This is a genomic window from Streptomyces gardneri (assembly GCF_006539185.1).
Taxonomy (GTDB): domain Bacteria; phylum Actinomycetota; class Actinomycetes; order Streptomycetales; family Streptomycetaceae; genus Streptomyces; species Streptomyces gardneri.
Genome location: NZ_BJMN01000015.1, coordinates 155,713 through 174,109, shown reverse-complemented (window position 1 = coordinate 174,109; position 18,397 = coordinate 155,713). Strand labels below are relative to the sequence as shown.

The 18,397-nt window shown below is 67.4% G+C and carries 15 protein-coding genes and 1 pseudogene; 11 read left to right on the top strand and 5 right to left on the bottom strand.

The genetic code is table 11. The features are described from left to right. Nucleotides 1–1,180 precede the first annotated feature (1,180 nt). The 3 genes and pseudogenes from SGA01_RS13735 to SGA01_RS42585 all read left to right on the top strand — a co-directional run. A complete protein-coding gene (locus tag SGA01_RS13735) occupies nucleotides 1,181–1,861 on the top strand; it encodes a restriction endonuclease (protein ID WP_141296818.1) in 681 nt (226 codons plus the stop codon). A 496-nt stretch (nucleotides 1,862–2,357) separates the two neighbouring features. Beyond that, the gene (locus SGA01_RS13730) at nucleotides 2,358–3,161 is read left to right on the top strand and encodes a hypothetical protein (protein ID WP_141296788.1); all 804 of its coding nucleotides are present in this window, start codon (nucleotides 2,358–2,360) and stop codon (nucleotides 3,159–3,161) included. Between the two features lie 287 nt (nucleotides 3,162–3,448). Next, nucleotides 3,449–3,892, top strand: a pseudogene (locus tag SGA01_RS42585) (hypothetical protein); the annotation flags it as partial. Between the two features lie 2 nt (nucleotides 3,893–3,894). Here SGA01_RS42585 and SGA01_RS41015 read toward each other — a convergent pair. The 4 genes from SGA01_RS41015 to SGA01_RS13710 all read right to left on the bottom strand — a co-directional run bounded on the left by SGA01_RS41015 (nucleotide 3,895) and on the right by SGA01_RS13710 (nucleotide 7,171). Next, a complete protein-coding gene (locus tag SGA01_RS41015) occupies nucleotides 3,895–4,359 on the bottom strand; it encodes an HNH endonuclease signature motif containing protein (protein WP_167534084.1) in 465 nt (154 codons plus the stop codon). 137 nt (nucleotides 4,360–4,496) lie between these two features. Then, nucleotides 4,497–5,351 (bottom strand): hypothetical protein, encoded by an 855-nt coding sequence (locus tag SGA01_RS41010; protein WP_167534083.1) that lies wholly within the window; start codon nucleotides 5,349–5,351, stop codon nucleotides 4,497–4,499. 360 nt (nucleotides 5,352–5,711) lie between these two features. Next, nucleotides 5,712–6,140 (bottom strand): hypothetical protein, encoded by a 429-nt coding sequence (locus SGA01_RS13715; protein ID WP_141296786.1) that lies wholly within the window; start codon nucleotides 6,138–6,140, stop codon nucleotides 5,712–5,714. 143 nt (nucleotides 6,141–6,283) lie between these two features. Continuing rightward, nucleotides 6,284–7,171 carry a hypothetical protein gene (locus SGA01_RS13710; RefSeq protein ID WP_141296785.1) on the bottom strand — a complete coding sequence of 296 codons (888 nt, stop codon included), beginning with the start codon at nucleotides 7,169–7,171 and terminating at the stop codon, nucleotides 6,284–6,286. Between the two features lie 406 nt (nucleotides 7,172–7,577). On the opposite strand from SGA01_RS13710, the gene SGA01_RS13705 reads away from it, so the two are divergent. Both SGA01_RS13705 and SGA01_RS13700 read left to right on the top strand, forming a co-directional pair. Then, a complete protein-coding gene (locus SGA01_RS13705) occupies nucleotides 7,578–9,248 on the top strand; it encodes an HNH endonuclease signature motif containing protein (protein WP_141296784.1) in 1,671 nt (556 codons plus the stop codon). 1,644 nt (nucleotides 9,249–10,892) lie between these two features. After that, nucleotides 10,893–12,047, top strand: a complete 1,155-nt coding sequence (locus SGA01_RS13700) for a hypothetical protein (RefSeq protein WP_141296783.1) — start codon at nucleotides 10,893–10,895, stop codon at nucleotides 12,045–12,047. Between the two features lie 79 nt (nucleotides 12,048–12,126). Here the strand turns inward: SGA01_RS13700 and SGA01_RS13695 are convergent, their stop codons facing one another. Further along, nucleotides 12,127–13,479, bottom strand: a complete 1,353-nt coding sequence (locus tag SGA01_RS13695; RefSeq protein WP_141296782.1) for an NsdA family TPR-like regulatory protein — start codon at nucleotides 13,477–13,479, stop codon at nucleotides 12,127–12,129. 198 nt (nucleotides 13,480–13,677) lie between these two features. Between SGA01_RS13695 and SGA01_RS13690 the strand changes: the two genes are divergently transcribed. The 6 genes from SGA01_RS13690 to SGA01_RS13665 all read left to right on the top strand — a co-directional run bounded on the left by SGA01_RS13690 (nucleotide 13,678) and on the right by SGA01_RS13665 (nucleotide 18,388). Next, nucleotides 13,678–14,121: an ATP-binding protein gene (locus SGA01_RS13690; RefSeq protein ID WP_167534082.1), complete on the top strand. Its 444-nt coding sequence runs from the start codon at nucleotides 13,678–13,680 to the stop codon at nucleotides 14,119–14,121. A gap of 530 nt (nucleotides 14,122–14,651) precedes the next feature. Then, nucleotides 14,652–14,912, top strand: a complete 261-nt coding sequence (gene tgmA, locus SGA01_RS13685; protein ID WP_141296780.1) for a putative ATP-grasp-modified RiPP — start codon at nucleotides 14,652–14,654, stop codon at nucleotides 14,910–14,912. Beyond that, nucleotides 14,912–15,880 (top strand): ATP-grasp ribosomal peptide maturase, encoded by a 969-nt coding sequence (gene tgmB / locus SGA01_RS13680; RefSeq protein ID WP_141296779.1) that lies wholly within the window; start codon nucleotides 14,912–14,914, stop codon nucleotides 15,878–15,880. The genes tgmA and tgmB overlap by 1 nt, the downstream gene beginning before the upstream one ends. Further along, nucleotides 15,877–17,085 (top strand): ATP-grasp peptide maturase system methyltransferase, encoded by a 1,209-nt coding sequence (gene tgmC, locus SGA01_RS13675; RefSeq protein ID WP_141296778.1) that lies wholly within the window; start codon nucleotides 15,877–15,879, stop codon nucleotides 17,083–17,085. Before tgmB ends, tgmC begins: the two co-directional genes overlap by 4 nt. A 169-nt stretch (nucleotides 17,086–17,254) precedes the next feature. Further along, nucleotides 17,255–17,446, top strand: coding sequence for a hypothetical protein (locus SGA01_RS41930; protein WP_229918559.1), 192 nt, complete (start codon nucleotides 17,255–17,257; stop codon nucleotides 17,444–17,446). Nucleotides 17,447–17,743: 297 nt separating this feature from the next. After that, nucleotides 17,744–18,388: a Stk1 family PASTA domain-containing Ser/Thr kinase gene (locus tag SGA01_RS13665; RefSeq protein ID WP_141296777.1), complete on the top strand. Its 645-nt coding sequence runs from the start codon at nucleotides 17,744–17,746 to the stop codon at nucleotides 18,386–18,388. Nucleotides 18,389–18,397: the final 9 nt, after the last annotated feature.

The following is an 18,397-nucleotide window of genomic DNA, read 5'->3' as shown; positions in this document are numbered from 1 at the left end:
AACTGTTGCTGGCATGGCACATGTCTATCGTCAATGCGCCCCGCATGTGGAGGAGTTACTCATTCACACTCCCCCACGCACCCTTCTGTGACCCGATCGATGACCTGCCCGAACAACAGCTCCGGGCCCGTACCCCTCCCACCAGCCCCCAGGCCCCTGACTCGGCCACGCAGGCCACCACCCGGCCCGACTGACGACCTGCGCCCACCGTTCGATTCCCTCAGCTCGGCCAGCTCGGCCTCGGCGCGGAGACCTGGTCGCGTCGGATCAGGAACGAAAAGGCGCCACCCCACCCTGCTCAGCGCAGCGTGCCCGGCCGCAATCCCCATCGAAGGTGACGACGCGAGGGCGCCTATTAGCAGGCGGGGCGGTGAGCGCCGGCCCCAGCACATCACCCTCTATGTGCTTCCAAAGAGACGCTGACCCCGCCTGTACTGGCCGGAATCGGTCGATTCACTGACGCTGGGGCGAAGAGGCTTGGCGGTGAAGCGGGGCCTGTGAGTCTCGAACGCCGAGTCGAGGCGCGGCAAGCTCACGGCGGAGCAGCGGGAGGCTGCGGAAACCGGGCGTGAAATGGGCGTGATGCCGACGCTCTACTGGTGAGCCGCAGGGTCATGGTGTCGTGCAGCCGGCAGTGCGCTGGACAGCCGCCGCGAAGCCGCGGTGCGGGCGACGGCAGCGATGCCGGCAGACGTCAAGATCACTTTCGATTCACGGAAAATGACGCACTGTCAGTGGCGCCCCCTACATTTATGGGGCGCGTGAGCAAGCGCGTTGTCGATCAGGGAGGGGCGTTGGTCTTGCCGTTCATCGAGGGGTACACCAAACGAGACGGGACATCAGTACGGCGTCATTGGCGGGCGCCGGCCGGGACAAGCCGGGAGACTGCGCTCGCCATCGCCATCGTGGCAGCGTTGTTCGTGTTCGGAGGATCCCCGAGCACGTCCACCGGCGGCGGGGCGGGCACAGAGCGGTTACCCACGCCGCGGCCCACCTCGGGGGCGACCTATCCGGTCACGCCCCCCGGCTCGGACAAACCGGTGTCTCATCCGGCACCGACCGTCTCCTATCCGATCCGGTGGCCCGGCTGGGACAAGCCCGCTCCCCGTCCCGTACCGACGGTGTCGTACCCGATCAAGTGGGAGCGCGACGGAGGCGGAAGGTGAGCCGGCGCCGGCCCGTGCGGCGCCGTCCGGCCAAACGGCGCTCACGCAAGGCCTCCAGCAGCGAGCAGCTCGTTTGGGTGGGCGGTGGTCTGCTTGTGGCATGGGTGTTGCTCACCGGCGTGGTCCGTTTCATGGCCACCCACCTGTGGGTCCCGGTCGTCCTGGTGCTCCTTGTGGGCGGGGCCGTGGCGGCGTGGATGGCACAGCGGCGGCGTGCGGCTCAGTGGGAGCGGGTGAGGTCTCAGGGGCTGCGCTATGCGCTGGCGCAGTTGGACGCCTTGCATCACCGGCAGTTCGAGTACGCGGTGCGGGATTTGATGCGGCGCGATGGGTGCGCGGATGCCCTACAGGTCGGCGGTGCCGGGGACAACGGCGCGGATGTGAAGGCGACCGATCCGTACGGGCGGCGCTGGGTGCTTCAATGCAAGCACCGAAAGGCCGGTCTGGCTGGCTCCGCGGTAGGTACGCCGGACCTGCAGGTGCTCAACGGTACTGGCCGGCCGGTACACAAGGGCGATGTCGTCGTCCTCGTCACCAACGGCAGATTCTCCAAACCGGCAGTCGACTTCGCCCGATCCCAGCGCCTGCACCTGGTCGACCGCTCCGTCCTCGCCCAATGGGCCGGCGGCTCCAGACCACTGTGGGAACTCCTGGGGGCCATTCCCCCACCCCGCCGGCCCACACCCCTGTCCTGACGCCAAACCCGTCCCGCGCCACAACCCCAAGCTCCTGACATGGGACACCACAAGCGGCACCGGTAGAACCCGCGGCTCCTTGACCAGTAGCTGGTCAAGGGGCCGCGGTCGAAGGGCACCCGCCTTCGAAACGAGCGGACGCACGGCTGTCGAGCGGGTCTGTCACGCGGGGTGCTGTCACGCCGGGCCCGAAGAGTGGGACCGAAGCGTGGGCAGCTCAACTCGCGTGACAGACAGGACGTGTGACACGGCTGAATCACCAGAGGGCCACGAGAGCAGGGACTCGAACTTCGTGGCCTCGGTGACGATCCGCTCGGCCATCGAGGGTTCCATGCCGGGGTTGTCGTCGAGGACCGTGTGCACCGCGCCAGTGATGGTCACGGGGCGGCTGCAATGGTCGGCGCCGTGGCTGGTTCAGCAAGGGACCTGAAGGAAGAGTCATACGCTGGGGCGTGTCGCTTGGTCAGCGGGCGCGGGGCACGGTAGCTGTCGGAGTATGGCTGTCGAACTTGACGATGTCAGAGCTCGCCGAAACGCCTACAGCAGGGTCCTGGACGAGGGGGATGAGCTGTTTCGCACCGAGCTGCTGTCGAAGAAGATCCTTTTGGCCATGGGCGCCGCTCCTGCCGCCGACGCCGACTCCTGGATCACCAGCCGGGTGCAGAACAGCAGCGTTCTGGAGAACGAGCTGGCGCGTCTGGTGGAGGTTTTGCACGAACGCAATGTCATCGGGAACAGCCTTCAGGCCGTTCGGAAGTGGGTCGGTGAGCAGCTGTGGGCGCTCGGTTCCGCCGTTGTTTTGGGGACCACTTGGCCGGTGTGGGTCGGGGCTGTTGGAACCGCGGCGTCCGCCTGGTTGACCGCTACGGTCGAAGCAGGGCAGGCGACGGGAAGACTTCTCGTTCCGTTGGTGCTGGGCTTGCTGACCATGGGCGGCGGTGTGGCCCTCTATATGTTCAGAGGAATGTATTACGCCGCGGAGGGGGCTGGTCGAGCTTCGTCGAAGGTGTCGGATTATCTGTTCCATCGGGCCGGAGCCGTCGGTACGGGGCCGGAGCAGCTATTCGAGGCTCGTGTCCGCCCGGCGCTGGCGGTCATCTTTGAGAAGCACGGCAGAACCGATGATTCCCTCGCCGGGCCGGCTCCTGTGGTGGGCACGCTACGCAAAGCGGCGGGTTCGAGTCTTGTCCTGGCCATCGTCGTCCTCGCTGTCAGCCTGTTGGCTTTCGCGGTCGGGTTCGCGGATGCCTTGGGCGACAGCGCATGTGTCCCCAGTACATCGCAGTTCTGCCCGCAGTGAGGTGGCTCAGGCGTCGATAGGTGTGGTGGGGACGTGGTGGGTGCAGGGGTGGGCGTGCGCAGCTTCTGGCCTGTCGAGTGCGGCTCTGGGGTGGGTGTCGACGAGCCGTCCTCGGCCTCGGTCGGGGCAGCAGGTCAGGTGGTCGCGCCGAGAAGGTGGGCGCTGTTGTTGGAGACAGGCCTGGGCTCGAGCGTGCGCAGGCGGGATGGGTAGGGCGTGGAGGTGTGTGAAACGGCCAGGTCGGGGCCGCGTATGAGAAGCCTGCCTACCGGCATGCTCTCGCCAAACGCCGCTGTCTGGTACCGGCTGACGGCCTCTACGAATGGGAGCCGGTAAACGACGATGCGGGTGGAGGTCTCGGCTTCGGCGGCGATCCGGCCGATGTCGAATGCGGCCCAGACCGGCTCCAGGGCAGGCTGGAGCGCGGGCCAGTGGGGGCTGGTCCGGTGTTCCTGCCAGGTCATCGCCTCAGTCCGTCGCCGGGCCGAGGCAGGGTCGACGATCGGGGCGTCGCGGATGGCGGTCTGGCGGCCCTGGGGAAGGTGGGTGGGATGGAACCAGTCACGTGGTCCGGTCTGGGTCCGACAGGGCAGCAAAGGACGTCGGTGGCGAACGGTCATGACGAGAAGGGCGGCACCCTGTCGGGTGCCGCCCTTCTCGTCTGGGTTGGTGGTCAGCAGTCCTCGGTGCTGGAGGCCGCGCCGGGGCGGCTGTCTCGGATACGTTCGTGACCTCAGCCCGCTCGGTGACCGTCGATCCTCGCTCGCTCCTCAGGTGACCACGGATCGGGGAATCCGGCTTCTCGAGCCTTGTCGATTGAGTCTTTCGACCAGTGGAGACAGAGCTCAGCGCTAAAGAAGTTCCTTGCCCCCAGGTCGTATTTATGATGGAAAAAGTGGTATAGGAACCATGCCTGTCGGGCAGGGTTTCGAATCTCGGCCGCTACCGCCTCAAGCTCGTCGAGGCCCTCAAGGATCTCTTCGTGGAAGGTGAGGTAGCGCCCCCTCAGACCTGCTTCACCACCGGGTCCAGGTGAGGTGAGCGACCCTCTGCCATGCCAGTCCTCGTTCATGTACTTTGCGATGTACCAACGGACAGGGTCACGCCCCTGCTTCTCGTAGTTACAGGGGCGGCAGGCAGGAAGAAGGTTGTCGAGATCGTCGGACCCGCCGTTGGCGAACGGTATGACGTGGTCCATGGTCTCTGCCTTGCGAGAGCACCAGTAGGCACACTGTCCATCGTTCGCGGACAGCACGCACATCGACTCCCAGATCATGAACCGGCGGCGGCGCCTCTTCTTCGGCTCGTCCGGCAGGAAGCTGCGTCGGGGCACTCTCAGCCTTCCGTCGTGGGCTGGACCGGCTGACGGTTCAACTCTGCCGGCACGTTCCGCAGCAGTGCGGCCGTCATTGCCAGCAATGTCTCTGCCTCGGCCCGGCTGTACGTGAAGTCGCGTGTGATTGCGTCGTTGTGCATGGCGCCGCTGGTCTGGCTGTAAAGCGCGTCCAGGATCCGCCACCATCGCTCGGTCTGCGAGCACTGGCGCGCTTCCTTCCTGGGACCAGGTTTGTCCCAGCTAGCGTTTTCCTGGATCCATTCCAGTGCCCGCCTGATCTCCAGGATCGCTGCCCTGGGCTCTCCAGCCGTCAGCAGTCGCTGCGCCTCGCGCAAGGTCCGGCCGACCTCGGCACGGTCGGGATCCCCGAACGGGTAGGGGACAGCCATCTCGAAAGCGGCCGACGGGCTGAGCTGGGTGAGCTGTTGCTCCCAGCGGCTCTTCGCGATGCTGATGTGTTCCGTGGCCTGGGTGCTTCCGGGGAACCCCGAGGCTCGAGGGAGAGTCGCGCAGACATCCAGCTCGAACCGGATGTCACCGTTCCTGGCCTCCTCCAGCGCGTGCAGCTGTCGCGAGGACAGCGGGAAGTCCAGGCTCACCCGGTGGACCGTGACCACCGGGGTGTACGCCAGGTTCGTCGTCACACGGGCAAGGCGGGAGCGCTGCACCGGCACCTTGCCGAAGCCGAACAGGTCCGCTTCCAAAGCAAGGATGCGTCCCGCCTTTTCGAAGGACGGCATCCCAATGGCGAGCTGGACGTGCAGTTCGTGACCGCCCAGAGCAGGCCGGAGCCACGTCTGGTCGCTGCTCGCCGTCAGAGTGAAGCGGATGTCGTCAAAGCGCAGTTCCTGCACAGGTCCCCCCACGGACGATGTGATCAATAGCTCGATTCTGACGCATGCTCGACGAGCGTTCGTTCCGGGAACGCGCCTTTTCCTGCTCGGTGGCCGTCTTCCCTGCGGCCACTCCCGGGCGGACCGAGCTGCACTCCGCCGTACGCGCCTGGCCGCTACTGGTTCAAAGACCATCCCCGCAGGCGCGGGGAGTCTAGTCAGCCGACGAGCACCCAAGGCACCCAGCAGGGGAAGGCCCCACCCAAGCCGAGGACGATGGCCGGGCACGTCCTGACTCACCGCAGGCGGACCTCGGGGCCAGCACATCCCCATGCACCCGCCCGAGGCCGTCGGCCGGGTGCATGGATCGTCCAGGTCCTATCAGTGGGCGCCACTCGCCGGCGAGGATGTCACACACCCATCATGCGGGTCGCCGAGCGGCTCGTTGCGGTGGGAGCAGCGGGGGCAGACCTGCGTGGCCCCCCACACGGCAGCCGAGAGCGCGAGGGAGTCCTTGGCGGTATCAAAGTTGCCGAGGAGCAGCAGGATCGTGCCGACGAGGAAGGTGACGGCGCCGGCAACGGTGAGGACCACCCGCGACGCCCTGCCGACAAAGCAGATGGTTTGCCTCAAGGCACCGAGTTCGCGGCGGCGCTGGCGCCGGGCGCGCTGCCGCAGGGCACGGACTTCGCGGCGGCGGCAGCAAAGTTCGTGCTCGGCCTGGGCAAGGAAGCCGTCGAATGAGGTGGCCAGGATCGACAGCTGGGGAGCCGGCTGGCGCTGGCGGCTGCCGAACTTCATAGTGATCACGGATGTCCCTTCGGAAGGTCCTGCTCGCCATGTCAGGCCGAGGACCTGGGGGCTGACGAGCCTGGTGCTTTGGTTGCTCACCTCTCGGTCCCGAGGGCGGGGGCCACCAGCAATAAACTTTGAAGGCCTTCGCGAGCGCACGGTCACGGATGACGTGAAACCAGTTCGCAGCGGCGGCGCTGTTCGGCAGCCAGGCGTTTGGCCTTGCGGCGGACCCGTTCACCGAAGGTGTTCGGGTCGGTGGCGCCTACGGCAGCCGCAGCCTCCGTCCACGTTGTCCCGTCGGCCGCCGCGTACGCGAACACGACCTGTTGCTCGGCCGGGTCCAGCCCTCGGAGAACGGTGTTGAGCCGCTCGTCTTCATAGATCCCACCTGCCACCCGACTCAGGAGGTCGACATCGGCAGCGACCAAGTCGTACAGGGACAGGCCGTCCCCGAGTACGGCATCCAGGGACAGCACTCGGCCATGGCGCGTGCGACGTCGCCAGACTGGGACCAGGTGACGGTGGATGGCGCGCGCGTCCGCCCGAAGAGCACCGAGTGCGCTGACGTGCAACCGCCCTTCTTCCTCCAGGGGGGCAACCCAGTTGCCGACAAGGGCGGTGGACACTGCCTCCCGCCACCGGTCGCTTACCGGCAACGCGAGCCACTTCAGTGCCAGCCCATCGATCACGCTCGGTTCAACGGACTGAGTGCACGCGACTGTACGGACGTGCAGGGCGACTTCCAGATCGCGAAGGGACTTTCGCTCTACGACCTTCTCAGAGCTGCGGTAAGCCGCTAGTAGAGCTCCGAGTGACGGCTGCGGAACCCGTTCAACCCCGTCATCCACCGACTTCAGCACGACAACGTCCTTGCCGGCCTCGAGGATGTCCCCAAGGCCCGACATCGTCACGTTCTCCGTGTCCGGCGGGAGGGACCGGCCATTGCCTCGTAGCTTCACGACGTAGTGATCGCCTTCCAGTTCAGCAGATTTCTCCTCCTCTGGGATGATTTGAGCGAAGGCTTCGACCACATGCTTCAGATTCATCTGCCCTCCTTGACTGGGTGCCGTCCACTACCGGCCCCGAGGAACAGCCCAATCGGCAAAGAATTTTGACAGGCCTCCGGTTACGGGTGCTTGGAGATCGCGTGCCTGCGAGCTCCCAGAGCAACGATCGCCCGCTCGGACGGTCCCGAGGCAGCCTGCGCACGAAGATCCACCTCGCCAGCGACACCCGTGTACGACCCCTGGCGCTGCGCGTCACCGCAAGTCAAACAAACGATGCTCCGGCCTTCGAGGCCGTCATCGCTGCCATCTGTGTTCCAGGAGGGCGGCCCGCAGGACGTCCAAAGACCCGGCCGGACACCGTCCTGACGGACCGCGCTTTCTGCTCAGCTCGATGCATGTCCGCCCCCACTGCTCGTTGTCAGTGCGTTGATCTACGGTGACGCCCATGGCACCTTCTGAGATCACGCGGGCGGGCATCCTGCAGGCGATTGCAGAGCATGACCGGCTCGGTACGGACACCTTCCGGGAGACCTACGGCTACCGAGCCGCGGTCACCTACGTCCTCACGCACGAGGGCAAGCAGTACGACTCCAAGGCCATAGCGGGGGTTGCCCACAAGTTTGACTTCGGGACTGCTCTCAAGCCCTCTGGCTTGAGCGGCGGCGCCAAGGCTGCAGTGGAGTGGCTGAGGCGTGAGGGCTTCACCGTGAGCGAGCCTGCGAGGTCGTTCCGTCGGCGAGTGGGAGACGTGCGACCGGGGCGCAGTAGGGCGGGTGCTGCTCTTCATCGCCCAGTGCTTCTCCTGTGGTCGCTCGGTCAGGTCGTGGCGGGTGCACCCCGTATGCAGCCTTGGTCGGGAATTCGCGATGCGGTGGCGCCCCTGCTGGAGAAGTGCGCGCAGGTCGAAGATGGGGTAGATGCTGCTCGCTACCCGTTCTGGGCTCTGGTGCGGGACGGCCTGTGGGTTGTTGAGCACGAGGATGAGCTGACGCTTACCAGCTTGGGCCGGCGACCGACAGTGGAGTCGCTGAACCGCGTCGACCCGGGCGGGGGCCTTCGCGAGGAGGATTATGAGCTTCTGCGTTCTCACCCCGACGAGGTTGCGGAAGCTGCTGCCGGTCTCATCCTGCGGTACTTCTACCCCCTACATGAAGACCTTTTGGAGGACTTCGGCCTCCATGACCTGCTCGCCGGCAGGTGGGCGGACGCCCTGCGCCCCTTGCTCGGTGAGACCTTCAAGGACCGAGACGCCATCTGGCGGTCCTACGGCGGCCAGAAGATGGCAGGCATCGGCTGCCTCAACGACGGCATCTTGAGCGTCTTTTCCGACGACAAAGGGCCATACGCCGACGGACGTATCCCGGACACAAATTGGATCGCCTACGTCGGCGATGGCCTCTCAGGAGACCAGACGATCACCGACGGCAACGCACTCATGGCCGTGCACCAGGCTCAAGGAAAGCCGCTGCGTTACTGGCACAAGCCATACGGAGGGCAGTTCAGCTTCGAGACCTGGGCCGTCATCGCGCAGCGCAGGCGACGTTGGGGCCTCGGAGAGGACAAGAAGTGGCGTCGCGAGTTCCTCTGGGTCCTCGCCCCGGTCCCGTCGCCAGACCCTGGCACGTGGCCGCGTGACGTCATGGACGCTCTGGAGGTCGACAGGGACGTCCTGCACGACGACACGAACGACTACCGCCCAGGCGACATCGACCCTGACGTACGCGACACCGCGGAGAGCGATGAGGACGCATACCGGCGTCTAGCCGCCAAGGCAGAGGCCAACGCCAAGCGTCGCGGCGAGCGGAAGAAGCCGACCCAAGCAGACCGATACATCCGAGACCCCAGCGCACGAGCCGCAGTCATCAGGCGCAGTAAGGGAAGCTGCGAAAATCCCGACTGCGACGGCCACCCCAAGGAGCTCACCACCGCCGGCCTACCGATTCTCCAGGTCGACCACGTCGACGACTTGGGCAAGGGCGGACCAGACATCCCCAGCAACATGATCGCGCTCTGCCCCAACTGCCATGCACTGAAAACCTACGGCCAGAACAGAGACAAGCTCCGGCGCACGCTCAAGGCCGTCGCCGAACGCCTCCACACGGAAGCCGTCCGCTGAAACCTCACAGCTCCAGACCGTCCCACCACCCAGGCTGATGGTGGGACGGTCCATGTGCAGAAGTGCACCAGCCCACGCCGATGGGACGCCTGTCGCCATCGCACAGCGTCAAGGCGTTGTCAGGTCAGATGAGTTCGTCGGAGTAGGCGGGGGTGAAGGCGCCGGAATCGGAGGACGGGCGGCGCGGATCGCCGCACGCAGATCCTCCCTCTGCTGATCCGAATACTGCTCCCAGAAGTCCCTCCGGATTCCTCTGCGCTCGGCCATGAACCGAATGCAGGATGCGAGGAAACCCTCAATGACCAGGGCGATGCTGGCGCCGGAGGTAGTGAGGAAGCACGACCTCGCCAACTCGGGTGCCGGGCCTGCATCTGCGGCACAAATCCACCTCAACATGGCCAACTGGGAGTTGAGCAGCATGAAGCAGATTCCGTGGGGGAAACGGAACGTTACTGAGGGGCCGGGTGCATAGCCATGGCCTCCTATGACCCTGACCACGAGGTTCGGTCTCGTGGCTTCGAGCCGCTGGAGCCCTATCCGGGAACAGGTGGTGTCCCCTGGCGGTGCCGCTGTCCTGCCGGTCATGAAGTCGACGTGATTCTCCATCGGCTCCGCGCGGGATCGTCTGGATGCTCTACATGCGGGCGGGCACGTGCTGGGCGTCTGCGCAGTGAAGCGGCCGAGGCCAAGCACACGGCCGCGATGCGGACGGCCGGGTATGAACCGCTGGAGTCGTATCCCGGGAGCGGGAAGCCGTGGCGGTCTCGGCACCTGGCGTGCGGAAGCATCGTCTCCCCAAGGCCGGCGTACCTCAGCGCCGGCCAGGTCGGGTGCACGGAGTGTGCGAAGGAGAGCCGTCGGGTCATCTTCCAGGAGCGTGCTGGCGGGGCTGAGCGGGCTGAGGCGGATATGCGGTCGGTGGGTCTTGAGCCGCTGGAGCCCTATGCCAACAGTCAGACCCCGTGGCGCTGTCGTTGTACCGCGTGCGGGAAGGAGGGCACTCCGCGGCTGTCGGCGATCCGGAATTTGATCAAGGAAGGGGCTGCGGCGGGCTGCGCCGCCTGTAACCGCAAGGCGCGTGGCCAGCGGCAGCGTGAGGGGAATGCGGCGAAGGCGCAGGCCATGATGCGTGCAGCAGGGTACGAGCCGCTAGAGCCCTACCTGTCGGCCGCGGCGCTGTGGGGCTGTCGTCATACGGCATGCGGTGAAGAGGTCCGGGTGAAGGCATCGAGCGTGCGTACCGGCTACGACCCGTGTCCGGTGTGCCGTGCGGAGGGATACAAGCGGCGGGCTGCTGCCCGCCGCACCGACCCGGCGGAGGCCAGCGCTCTGATGCGGGAGCACGGGTTCGAGCCGTTGGAGCCTTATCCCGGCGCGTCGGTGGGCTGGCACTGCCGGTGCATCACGTGCGGGAAGGAATCGAAGCCCTTGTACTCCGGGGTCAGAGGTCGGGGGTACGGCTGTGGTCACTGTGCGGGCAGCGCGCCGCTTGACCCCGCAGTGTGCGTGGCAGAGATGCGCGCGGCTGGGTTCGAGCCGCTGGAGCCTTATCCGGGTAGTGACAAGCGGTGGCTGTGTCGCTGCCCGGGTGGGCATGAGGTGCATCTACGGCTGACCGGGGTCCGGACCGGCAAAGGATGCCGGATGTGCGCTACCTATGGCATCGACCTGGCCGGGCCGGCGAAGGTCTATGTGATCACTCACCGGGAGTGGAAGGCGGTCAAGGTCGGTATCGGTGCCTGCACTGGCTACACCTCCCGCCTTCTCCAGCACAAGCGCCGGGGGTGGGAGCTGTACCACGCCCGCGACTTCCCTACCGGTGCTGCCGCCTACGACGTCGAGCAGGCTGTGCTGGATCGCCTGCGTGGCGAGAAGCTGTGTCCCTTTCTCACCAAGGACGTCATGCCGAACGGGTGGAGCGAGACCTGCTCTGCTGACCGTGTCACCGCGGGCGAGGTGTGGGCGATGGTCGAGGAGGAATCCCGCCGCGCAGCTGGCGTGTACGTCCCTCGGGTAGGTGAGCGGCCCCGCGCCGCTGTGCTGTTCGATGCTGAGGCCGCGGCCGAGGAGATGCGTGCGTGCGGTTATGAGCCGCTGGGGCCCTACCCGGGTCGCACGAACGCGACCTGGCCTTCGCGGTGCATCACGTGCGGACACGAAGGTCGGCCGACGTTCAACGCGGTACGCAATGGAGGTCAGGGGTGTCGTATCTGCCGGGTCAGGGCGGCGCAGGCCAAGCGTGCGGCCGCGACCGCGCCGAAGGCCGGTGAGGTGATGCGTGCGGCGGGGTTCGAGCCGCTGGAGTCCTACCGCACCAGTCAGACTCCTTGGCTCTGCCGCTGCACGACCTGTGGCCGTGAGAGCACCCCCACGTACTCCAACGTCAACAGTGGGCGCAGCCGCTGCCGTTTTTGTGCCTCGAAGTTGTCGAATGCTGAGGAGGCCGCGGGTGAGATGCGTGCGGCAGGGTTCGAGCCGTTGGAACCTTATCCGGGCCGGACCACGGACCGATGGCGCTGCCGCTGTCGGTGTGGGAACGAGGTCATGACGCGTCTGTCGTCGGCCCGGTCGGGAACGACAGGCTGCAAGAAGTGCGCTCGGTCCGGTGGCCGGATCGACCCCGCGGCAGCGGCTGGTGAGGTTCACGCGGCCGGGTTCGAGCCGCTGGAGTCCTATCCGGGCAAGACCACGGACCGGTGGCGCTGCCGCTGTCGGTGCGGGGCGGATGCCACGGTGACGCTGACCAGCATCAGAGGGGGCCGTACCAGGTGCGGAGCGTGTTCGGGCAAGAGCTGCTGAGCCCGCACAGCCGGCGCTCTCCTGATGATGCGGCCCACCTGGTATTGCGGTATCAGGTGGGCCGTCGTGACGCTGCCGGTCAGGCTGCTTTGAGGCGGGCGACCTGCCGGGCCCGCTCCTCCAGGTCGCGGACCCCCGCGACCTTCCGGTACGCCGGTAGCTCCTTGAGCATCGTGGACAGATGCTCGTCCCCACGTGCTGACGCGATGGTGACGTGCTCGTCCAGGAACGTCGCCCACGTCTCGCAGGCCGCTTCGACGTGACGCATCCGGAACTGCCGCTCGGCGATGACACCCAGGCAGTGCAGGCGCCCTTGCCGCTCCAGCGGGCTGCGGACCGCGTTCGATCGGCGCAGGGCCTTGATGGATCCCTCGGGGTCCATCAGGTGCCACCGGACGTGCGCTTCGTGGAAGTGGTAGGCGGCCTGGTCGTAGCCGCCGACGGCGTCACGCCGGTTGTCCGCTCGTGCGAGGGCTTCCTCCGTCTCCCTGAGCCGGGTGAAGGCGGTTGCCCGGTCGCCGGTCATCGCGGCCGCGGCCGCCTGTTGACCACGTAGGAACGCGACCAGACGCGGGCCCGCGACCGGGGCCGCTTCGGCAGCGGAATCGGCGAGATCGAGCCCTTTCTTGCCGTGCCCGAGGTGGGTCGCCTGGAGGCTCATCCCGCGCAGGGTGCGGCAGTAGGTGAGGTGGTCCTCGGCTTCGCCGGCGAGTTCGAGCGCCTTGAGGTAGTACTGCTGGCCCAGGCCTTGCCGGTTCTCGTACATGGCCATCCAGCCCGTGAGATAGACCAGATCCGCGGCGGCGGCCTTCATGTCCCGCTGCACGCGCTCGGTGCCGGACGCCCGCAGATACGTCCCGACCGTGTTGACGAGGAACGCGGCGGCCATGGGGCGTGCGTGGCCTGCACCTACCTGGTCCAAGATGTCGGCGATCTTGTCTGTCATCATGCGGACGGTCTCCACGTCGGATGCGCCGACGTGCACAGTGCGGCCCGTGCTCGCGGCTGTCTTGTGGTCGGCCGCCTCCGCTCGCACGGTGAACGCAGCGAAGGTGGGTACGGTCAGACTGGCGGCGTACATGCCGGCCTTGAGTAGCCCCCGGCGCGAGGGGTCCATGTCTGCTCGGCTCAGGTCGATCACTCCCGCTACGGTGTCGAGCTCCTCGGTGGGCGGTGTCTCCCACCCGATTTCAGCGCACGTTACGGGGCGTCCGAGGAGCCGGGAGAGCGCTTCGGCGACGGCCGGGCGCCTTTCCGGTGCCGGGACGCTTCCCGAGAGCCAGTGAGAGACGGTCGTCTTGTCGTAGTGCAAGGTGAGCCCGAGCTCGCGGCCGGCGGCATTCACCCGGCGTGCCAGCTGGGCGTTTCCGATTCCTCCCGACTGCATCAGGTTCGCTAGCGCAGTGTTCGGCGTGCGTGGACGTCGCGGCATTGAGGCACCCCCGGTGCGTTCAACCTGTTCAACGGCTCCTCCACTGTGCTCCCTTACTCGTCGTCGCGCACAGGTGTTGGGTGATTACCGGCCGCACCGGCCATTCCTCGGGCGGCTGTTGAGGGCCCTGTCCGCCCTCGTCCCCCGTCGGGGACGGGCAGGGCGCCGCCCCCTATCGATAAGGCCGCGATGACGACGATGACCGCAGCACCTCCCGCGCGGCGCCGCACGCAGGTCTGTCCCGGCTACAGCATCGGCCTGGCCTGCTGGGCCTCCAGCGTCCCTCTGGCCCGTATGGCAGCGCGCACCACCCTCCGCTGCTGGGGCCTGCCCAAGGAGACGGCCGAGGGTGTCGCGCTGGTTGTCACCGAGCTGGTCAGCAACGCCGTCCGGCACGCCTCCCTTGCGAATCTGGAGTCGCCCGAGCGCTGCCACCTCATGCTCGAACTCACCACGCCGGACACGATCCGAGTGACTGTCTACGACAGCAGCCCCCGCCGCCCGGTACTGCGCCATCCCGGCGACGACGACACGAGCGGCCGGGGCCTGTACCTCGTGGCTGCCCTCGCTGCCAACTGGGGCGTGCGCCCCGTCACCGACGGCAAAGCCGTGTGGGCCGTGCTGAAGGCCGGGCAGCAGTGACCGCACGGTGGGTCCGCGTCACGGCCCCACTTATGACCCGCCGCCCGGCCCGCGCCGATGCCCTTGCGCAATCGCCTCGGCGTCACGGCGCAGGCTCGCGCCGCACCCGCCATCGAACGCCCCGACGAGGCTCCGGCGGGGTTCACCGAGCACAGGACGGACCGGCCGGGCGGCCATCCGTACCGCTCGGGCCCCGGCTGGGACAACAGGCGCCGCCATCGGGCGCCGCCGTGCCTGGTAGCAGGCCTGGGCAACCCGCCACCGTTATCGGCCGCGCTGCTCCGGTCCTCGTTCACCCCCTGGAGACCCCGGCGGCCCGGGGCCGGACAAACCACCCGGCCCCGCCGGTCAGTAGCTCTTCCCGGGCCGCGGCTCCTCCCCCACCTGCCTGACGGCCAAGGGGCGGCCAAGCTCCCGGGCGGTTCCCGTCCAGGCAAGACCGGCCGCGCGGGCCAAACGGTGCGGGCTCCTGTCTGAGGGGAGCCCGCGTCCACACCCGTAGTGCACTACCTCACGAAGGGACAGCACACATGACCGCTCATTCCACCGAACGCCCCGTCGGCCGTCCGTGGGGCGCCGATCGCCTCGCGCCCAACCCGGCCACCATCCGCCGCCGGCACACGACCGTGCACATCGACCCCGGCACGCAGACCGGTGTGTTCCGCGACCGTGACGGCCTGGTCGTCGAAATGGGCAAGCACGGCACCAGCTCCGGCACCGAGACGAACACGACCACCAACAGCGACTCGGCACCCGACCAGGGCCACGACCAGGACAGCCAGCAGGACTGATGCCCCCGACCGAGAAAAGGCCGGTACTGGTGGCCACCGAGGCGGACGACATCACCGCCGACATGGTGATCACTGAACTCAACCGGCGCAGCGTGCCGGTGGTCAGGTTCAACCCTGCCGACCTCGGCGCGGACCTGAAGGTCTCGGCTCGGTTCGGTACCTGCCCGGCTGGCGTGGCCGGGCAGGTCCGTACCCCGTCGAGAACCGCCGCCTTGGAACACGTACGGGCGGTGTACTGGCGCCGCCCCGTCTGGCCCACCTTCGAGCACCTAGACGACGCCGACGCTCGGTTCGCTGCCGCCCAGACCCGTCACGGCCTCGGCGGCACCCTGTACGCCTTGGACGGCCCCCTGTGGATCAACCACCCGCTACGAAACGCTGCCGCTGACTACAAGCCCGCGCAGCTCGCCGTAGCGGTACGCCTCGGCCTCACCGTGCCGCCCACGCTCGTCACCAACGATCCTGATGCCGCACGGGAGTTCATCGCCTCCCACGGACAGGTGATCTACAAGACGCTGCGATGGACGCCCTACGTGCGCGATGGTGTCCCCGTGACTAGCTGGGCAACTCCCGTCACCGCCGCCGAAGTGGACGACACCCTCAGCATCGCCCCGCATCTTTTCCAGGCCCGCGTGGACAAGATCGCCGACATCCGCGTCCTCGTCGTCGGCCGCCGCGTGTTCGCCGTTCGGATCGGCTCCGGCCTCCTGGACTGGCGAACAGACTACTCCGCCCTCACCTACACCGTGGTAGACCTGCCGGACCACCTGATAGAGGCCTTGCGCGCCTACCTCGACCACTTCGCCCTCCCCACCGGGTCCTTCGACCTCGCAGTAGACCGGGCAGGTGACTACTGGTGGCTGGAGCTGAACCCCAACGGCCAATGGGGGTGGCTGGAGGAGAACACCGGGCTGCCGATGGCCGCCGCCCTCGCCGACCTGCTCACCCAAGGAGACCCCACCCGATGACCGATACCGCCCCCCAGCGGCGTGCACTCGCCGACCGGCTGGAGACCGCCGGCATCCTCACCTCCCCACAGTGGCGAGCAGCCGTTGAGGCCGTGCCTCGCGAACTGTTCCTCAACCCCGGAGTCTTCCTACCCATGGACGGCGGCCGCTGGCGGCCGGTCACCGCTCTGGGAGCCGACCCGGCCGAGTGGGCAGCAATTGCCTACCGGGACCAGTCCCTCACCACCCAGCTTGACGGCCACCTCACTGCCGACGAGACCAGTGAACCCGTCACCGGCTCGCCCACCTCCTCGTCCACCACGCCGGTAACCGTCGTGAGCATGATCGAGCACCTGGACGTGGAAGAGGGCCACCAGGTGCTGGAGATCGGCACCGGCACCGGCTACTCCTCCGCGCTGCTGTGCCACCACCTCGGCGAGGACAATGTCACCACCGTCGAAGTCGACCCACAGGTAGCCGCCCGCGCGGATGCCGCGCTGGAGATCGCCGGATACTCCACCTGGACCGTCACCGGTGACGGCCTCCTGGGCCACCCCCGACGTGCCCCGTACGATCGAGTCATCGCCACCTGCGCCGTCCGCCGCATCCCCTACACCTGGATCAGGCAGACCAAGCCCGGCGGCATCGTCCTCACCACCGTGGGCTCCTGGGGATACGGCACCGGCCTCGCCAAGGTCACGGTCCACGACGACGGCACCGCAGAAGGCCGCATTATCGGCCGCTCGTCCTTCATGCAGGCCCGATCCCAGGCCGCGCCCCCCGTGAGCGGTGACCTCTCCGCCCGCACCGCCTATGCCGACACCGAACGTCAGGCCAAGGTGACGCCCACACTTCTGGAGGAGTGGATGCCCGCCTTCCTCGCCCAACTCACCGCACCCGGTGCACAGCTCACCCGCGCGACGTCGAGCGACGGCACCCCTCTGCTGTACCTGTTCGACATGGAGCGCGAGTCCTTTGCCCAGTTCATTCAGGACGGCGGCAGTTGGACCGTTCGCCAGGGCGGCCCTGTGGCGTTGTGGGACGACATCGAGCAGGCCCTCGCCGCCTGGCAGGACGCTGGCAGCCCCGACATCACCGCCGTCCGGCTCCACGTCACCGATCGGGCCCACACCTACTGGATCGGCGGCCAAAAGATCACTTCCGGCGGTCGGTCCCGGTGGATTGCAGACAACCCGGCCTTGCGATGGGAACACCGTGTCGCCTAGAGCGTCTCCTTCGGTTCACGTCGAAGGTCAGCAGCGGTAAGGGGGCGAACGGTACTGTGCGCGCCGTGGACATACCTGACTAGTTCGTCTGGATCGCTCTTGGCTGACCGTCTTGCAGGCCCTCGGATTGCCCCTGATATCCGCTCGGATGAGGGGAGCCGATCCCGCAGTGCGTGCCGAGGCGCGTCTGGACCTGCTGGAGACCCTCGGCTCCCTGCTGTTCTTCGGGCGCATGGTGCTGGTCCTGTGGGTGGCGGAATCCTGGCTCTGCCCCGGCCTCGCCGGCTTGGCGTTCATGACCGCCGTCTACGCCGTGAAGGGATTCCAGCTGCTCCGCGCCCGCTGCCGCCCCGCAGCCTGATTGGCAAGGGGCAGGACCTGGGCATCAACGCCTGCGACGACTGCCACGGGGTGCAGTACGGGCCTGTCCGATGTGATCGGGCTTGGCCTTTCGGATCACCTTGGACCGCTGGGTGTGGCACGCATAGCCGCATCGTCGTCGGGCGCCCATGCCCCGCACCAGGCGGCCTGATCCGACAGGCAGCCACCCGGCGCTACGCCCTGCGTCTCATCGGTGTCCCCTGGGGCCGGCCGTTTCGACCATCACGAGACGATCAAGACTCTCCATAGCCTCCGCGCAATCCGGCAGGCTGACTCGATGCGCAAGAACCCCACCGCCAGCATCATCGCTGCCGCCGCCCTCACCCTCACGCTGACCGCGTGCGAGGGTGGCAGCACGGCCAGCAGCGACAAGCCCCAGGCCACTGGAACGTCCACGGCCCCCACCCCGGTTACCACCACGAAGGCACCCGACGCCGACACTAAGTCGGCCGCTCTCCCGGACATGACCGGCAAGGGGCTCCAGTCCGCCCAAGACCAGGCACAGGCCGCCGGTTTCTACAACCTGCACTCCCACGACGCCCTCGGCCGTGGACGCATGCAGGCCCTCGACCGGAACTGGAAGGTCTGCGGGCAGACCCCGACCGCAGGCGAGCACCCGACCGACATCAAGATTGACTTCGCCACGGTCAAGCTCGAAGAGACCTGTCCGAGCAAGGACCAGGGCAGCGACGAGCCGCAGGCCGGCAGCACGATGCCCGACTTCACCGGGAAGTCCGTCAAGGTCACACGTCAGTCCCTCGGCACCTCCACCAGCCTCACGGTCACCGACGCATCTCCCCAGGGCCGCATGGTGCTCATGGGATCCAACTGGCAGGTCTGCACCCAGGAGCCCGCCGCCGGCACCAAGCTCGACGGGCAGCCCGTCACACTCACCGCCGTGAAGTTCGAAGAAAGCTGCTGAGACCCCCTA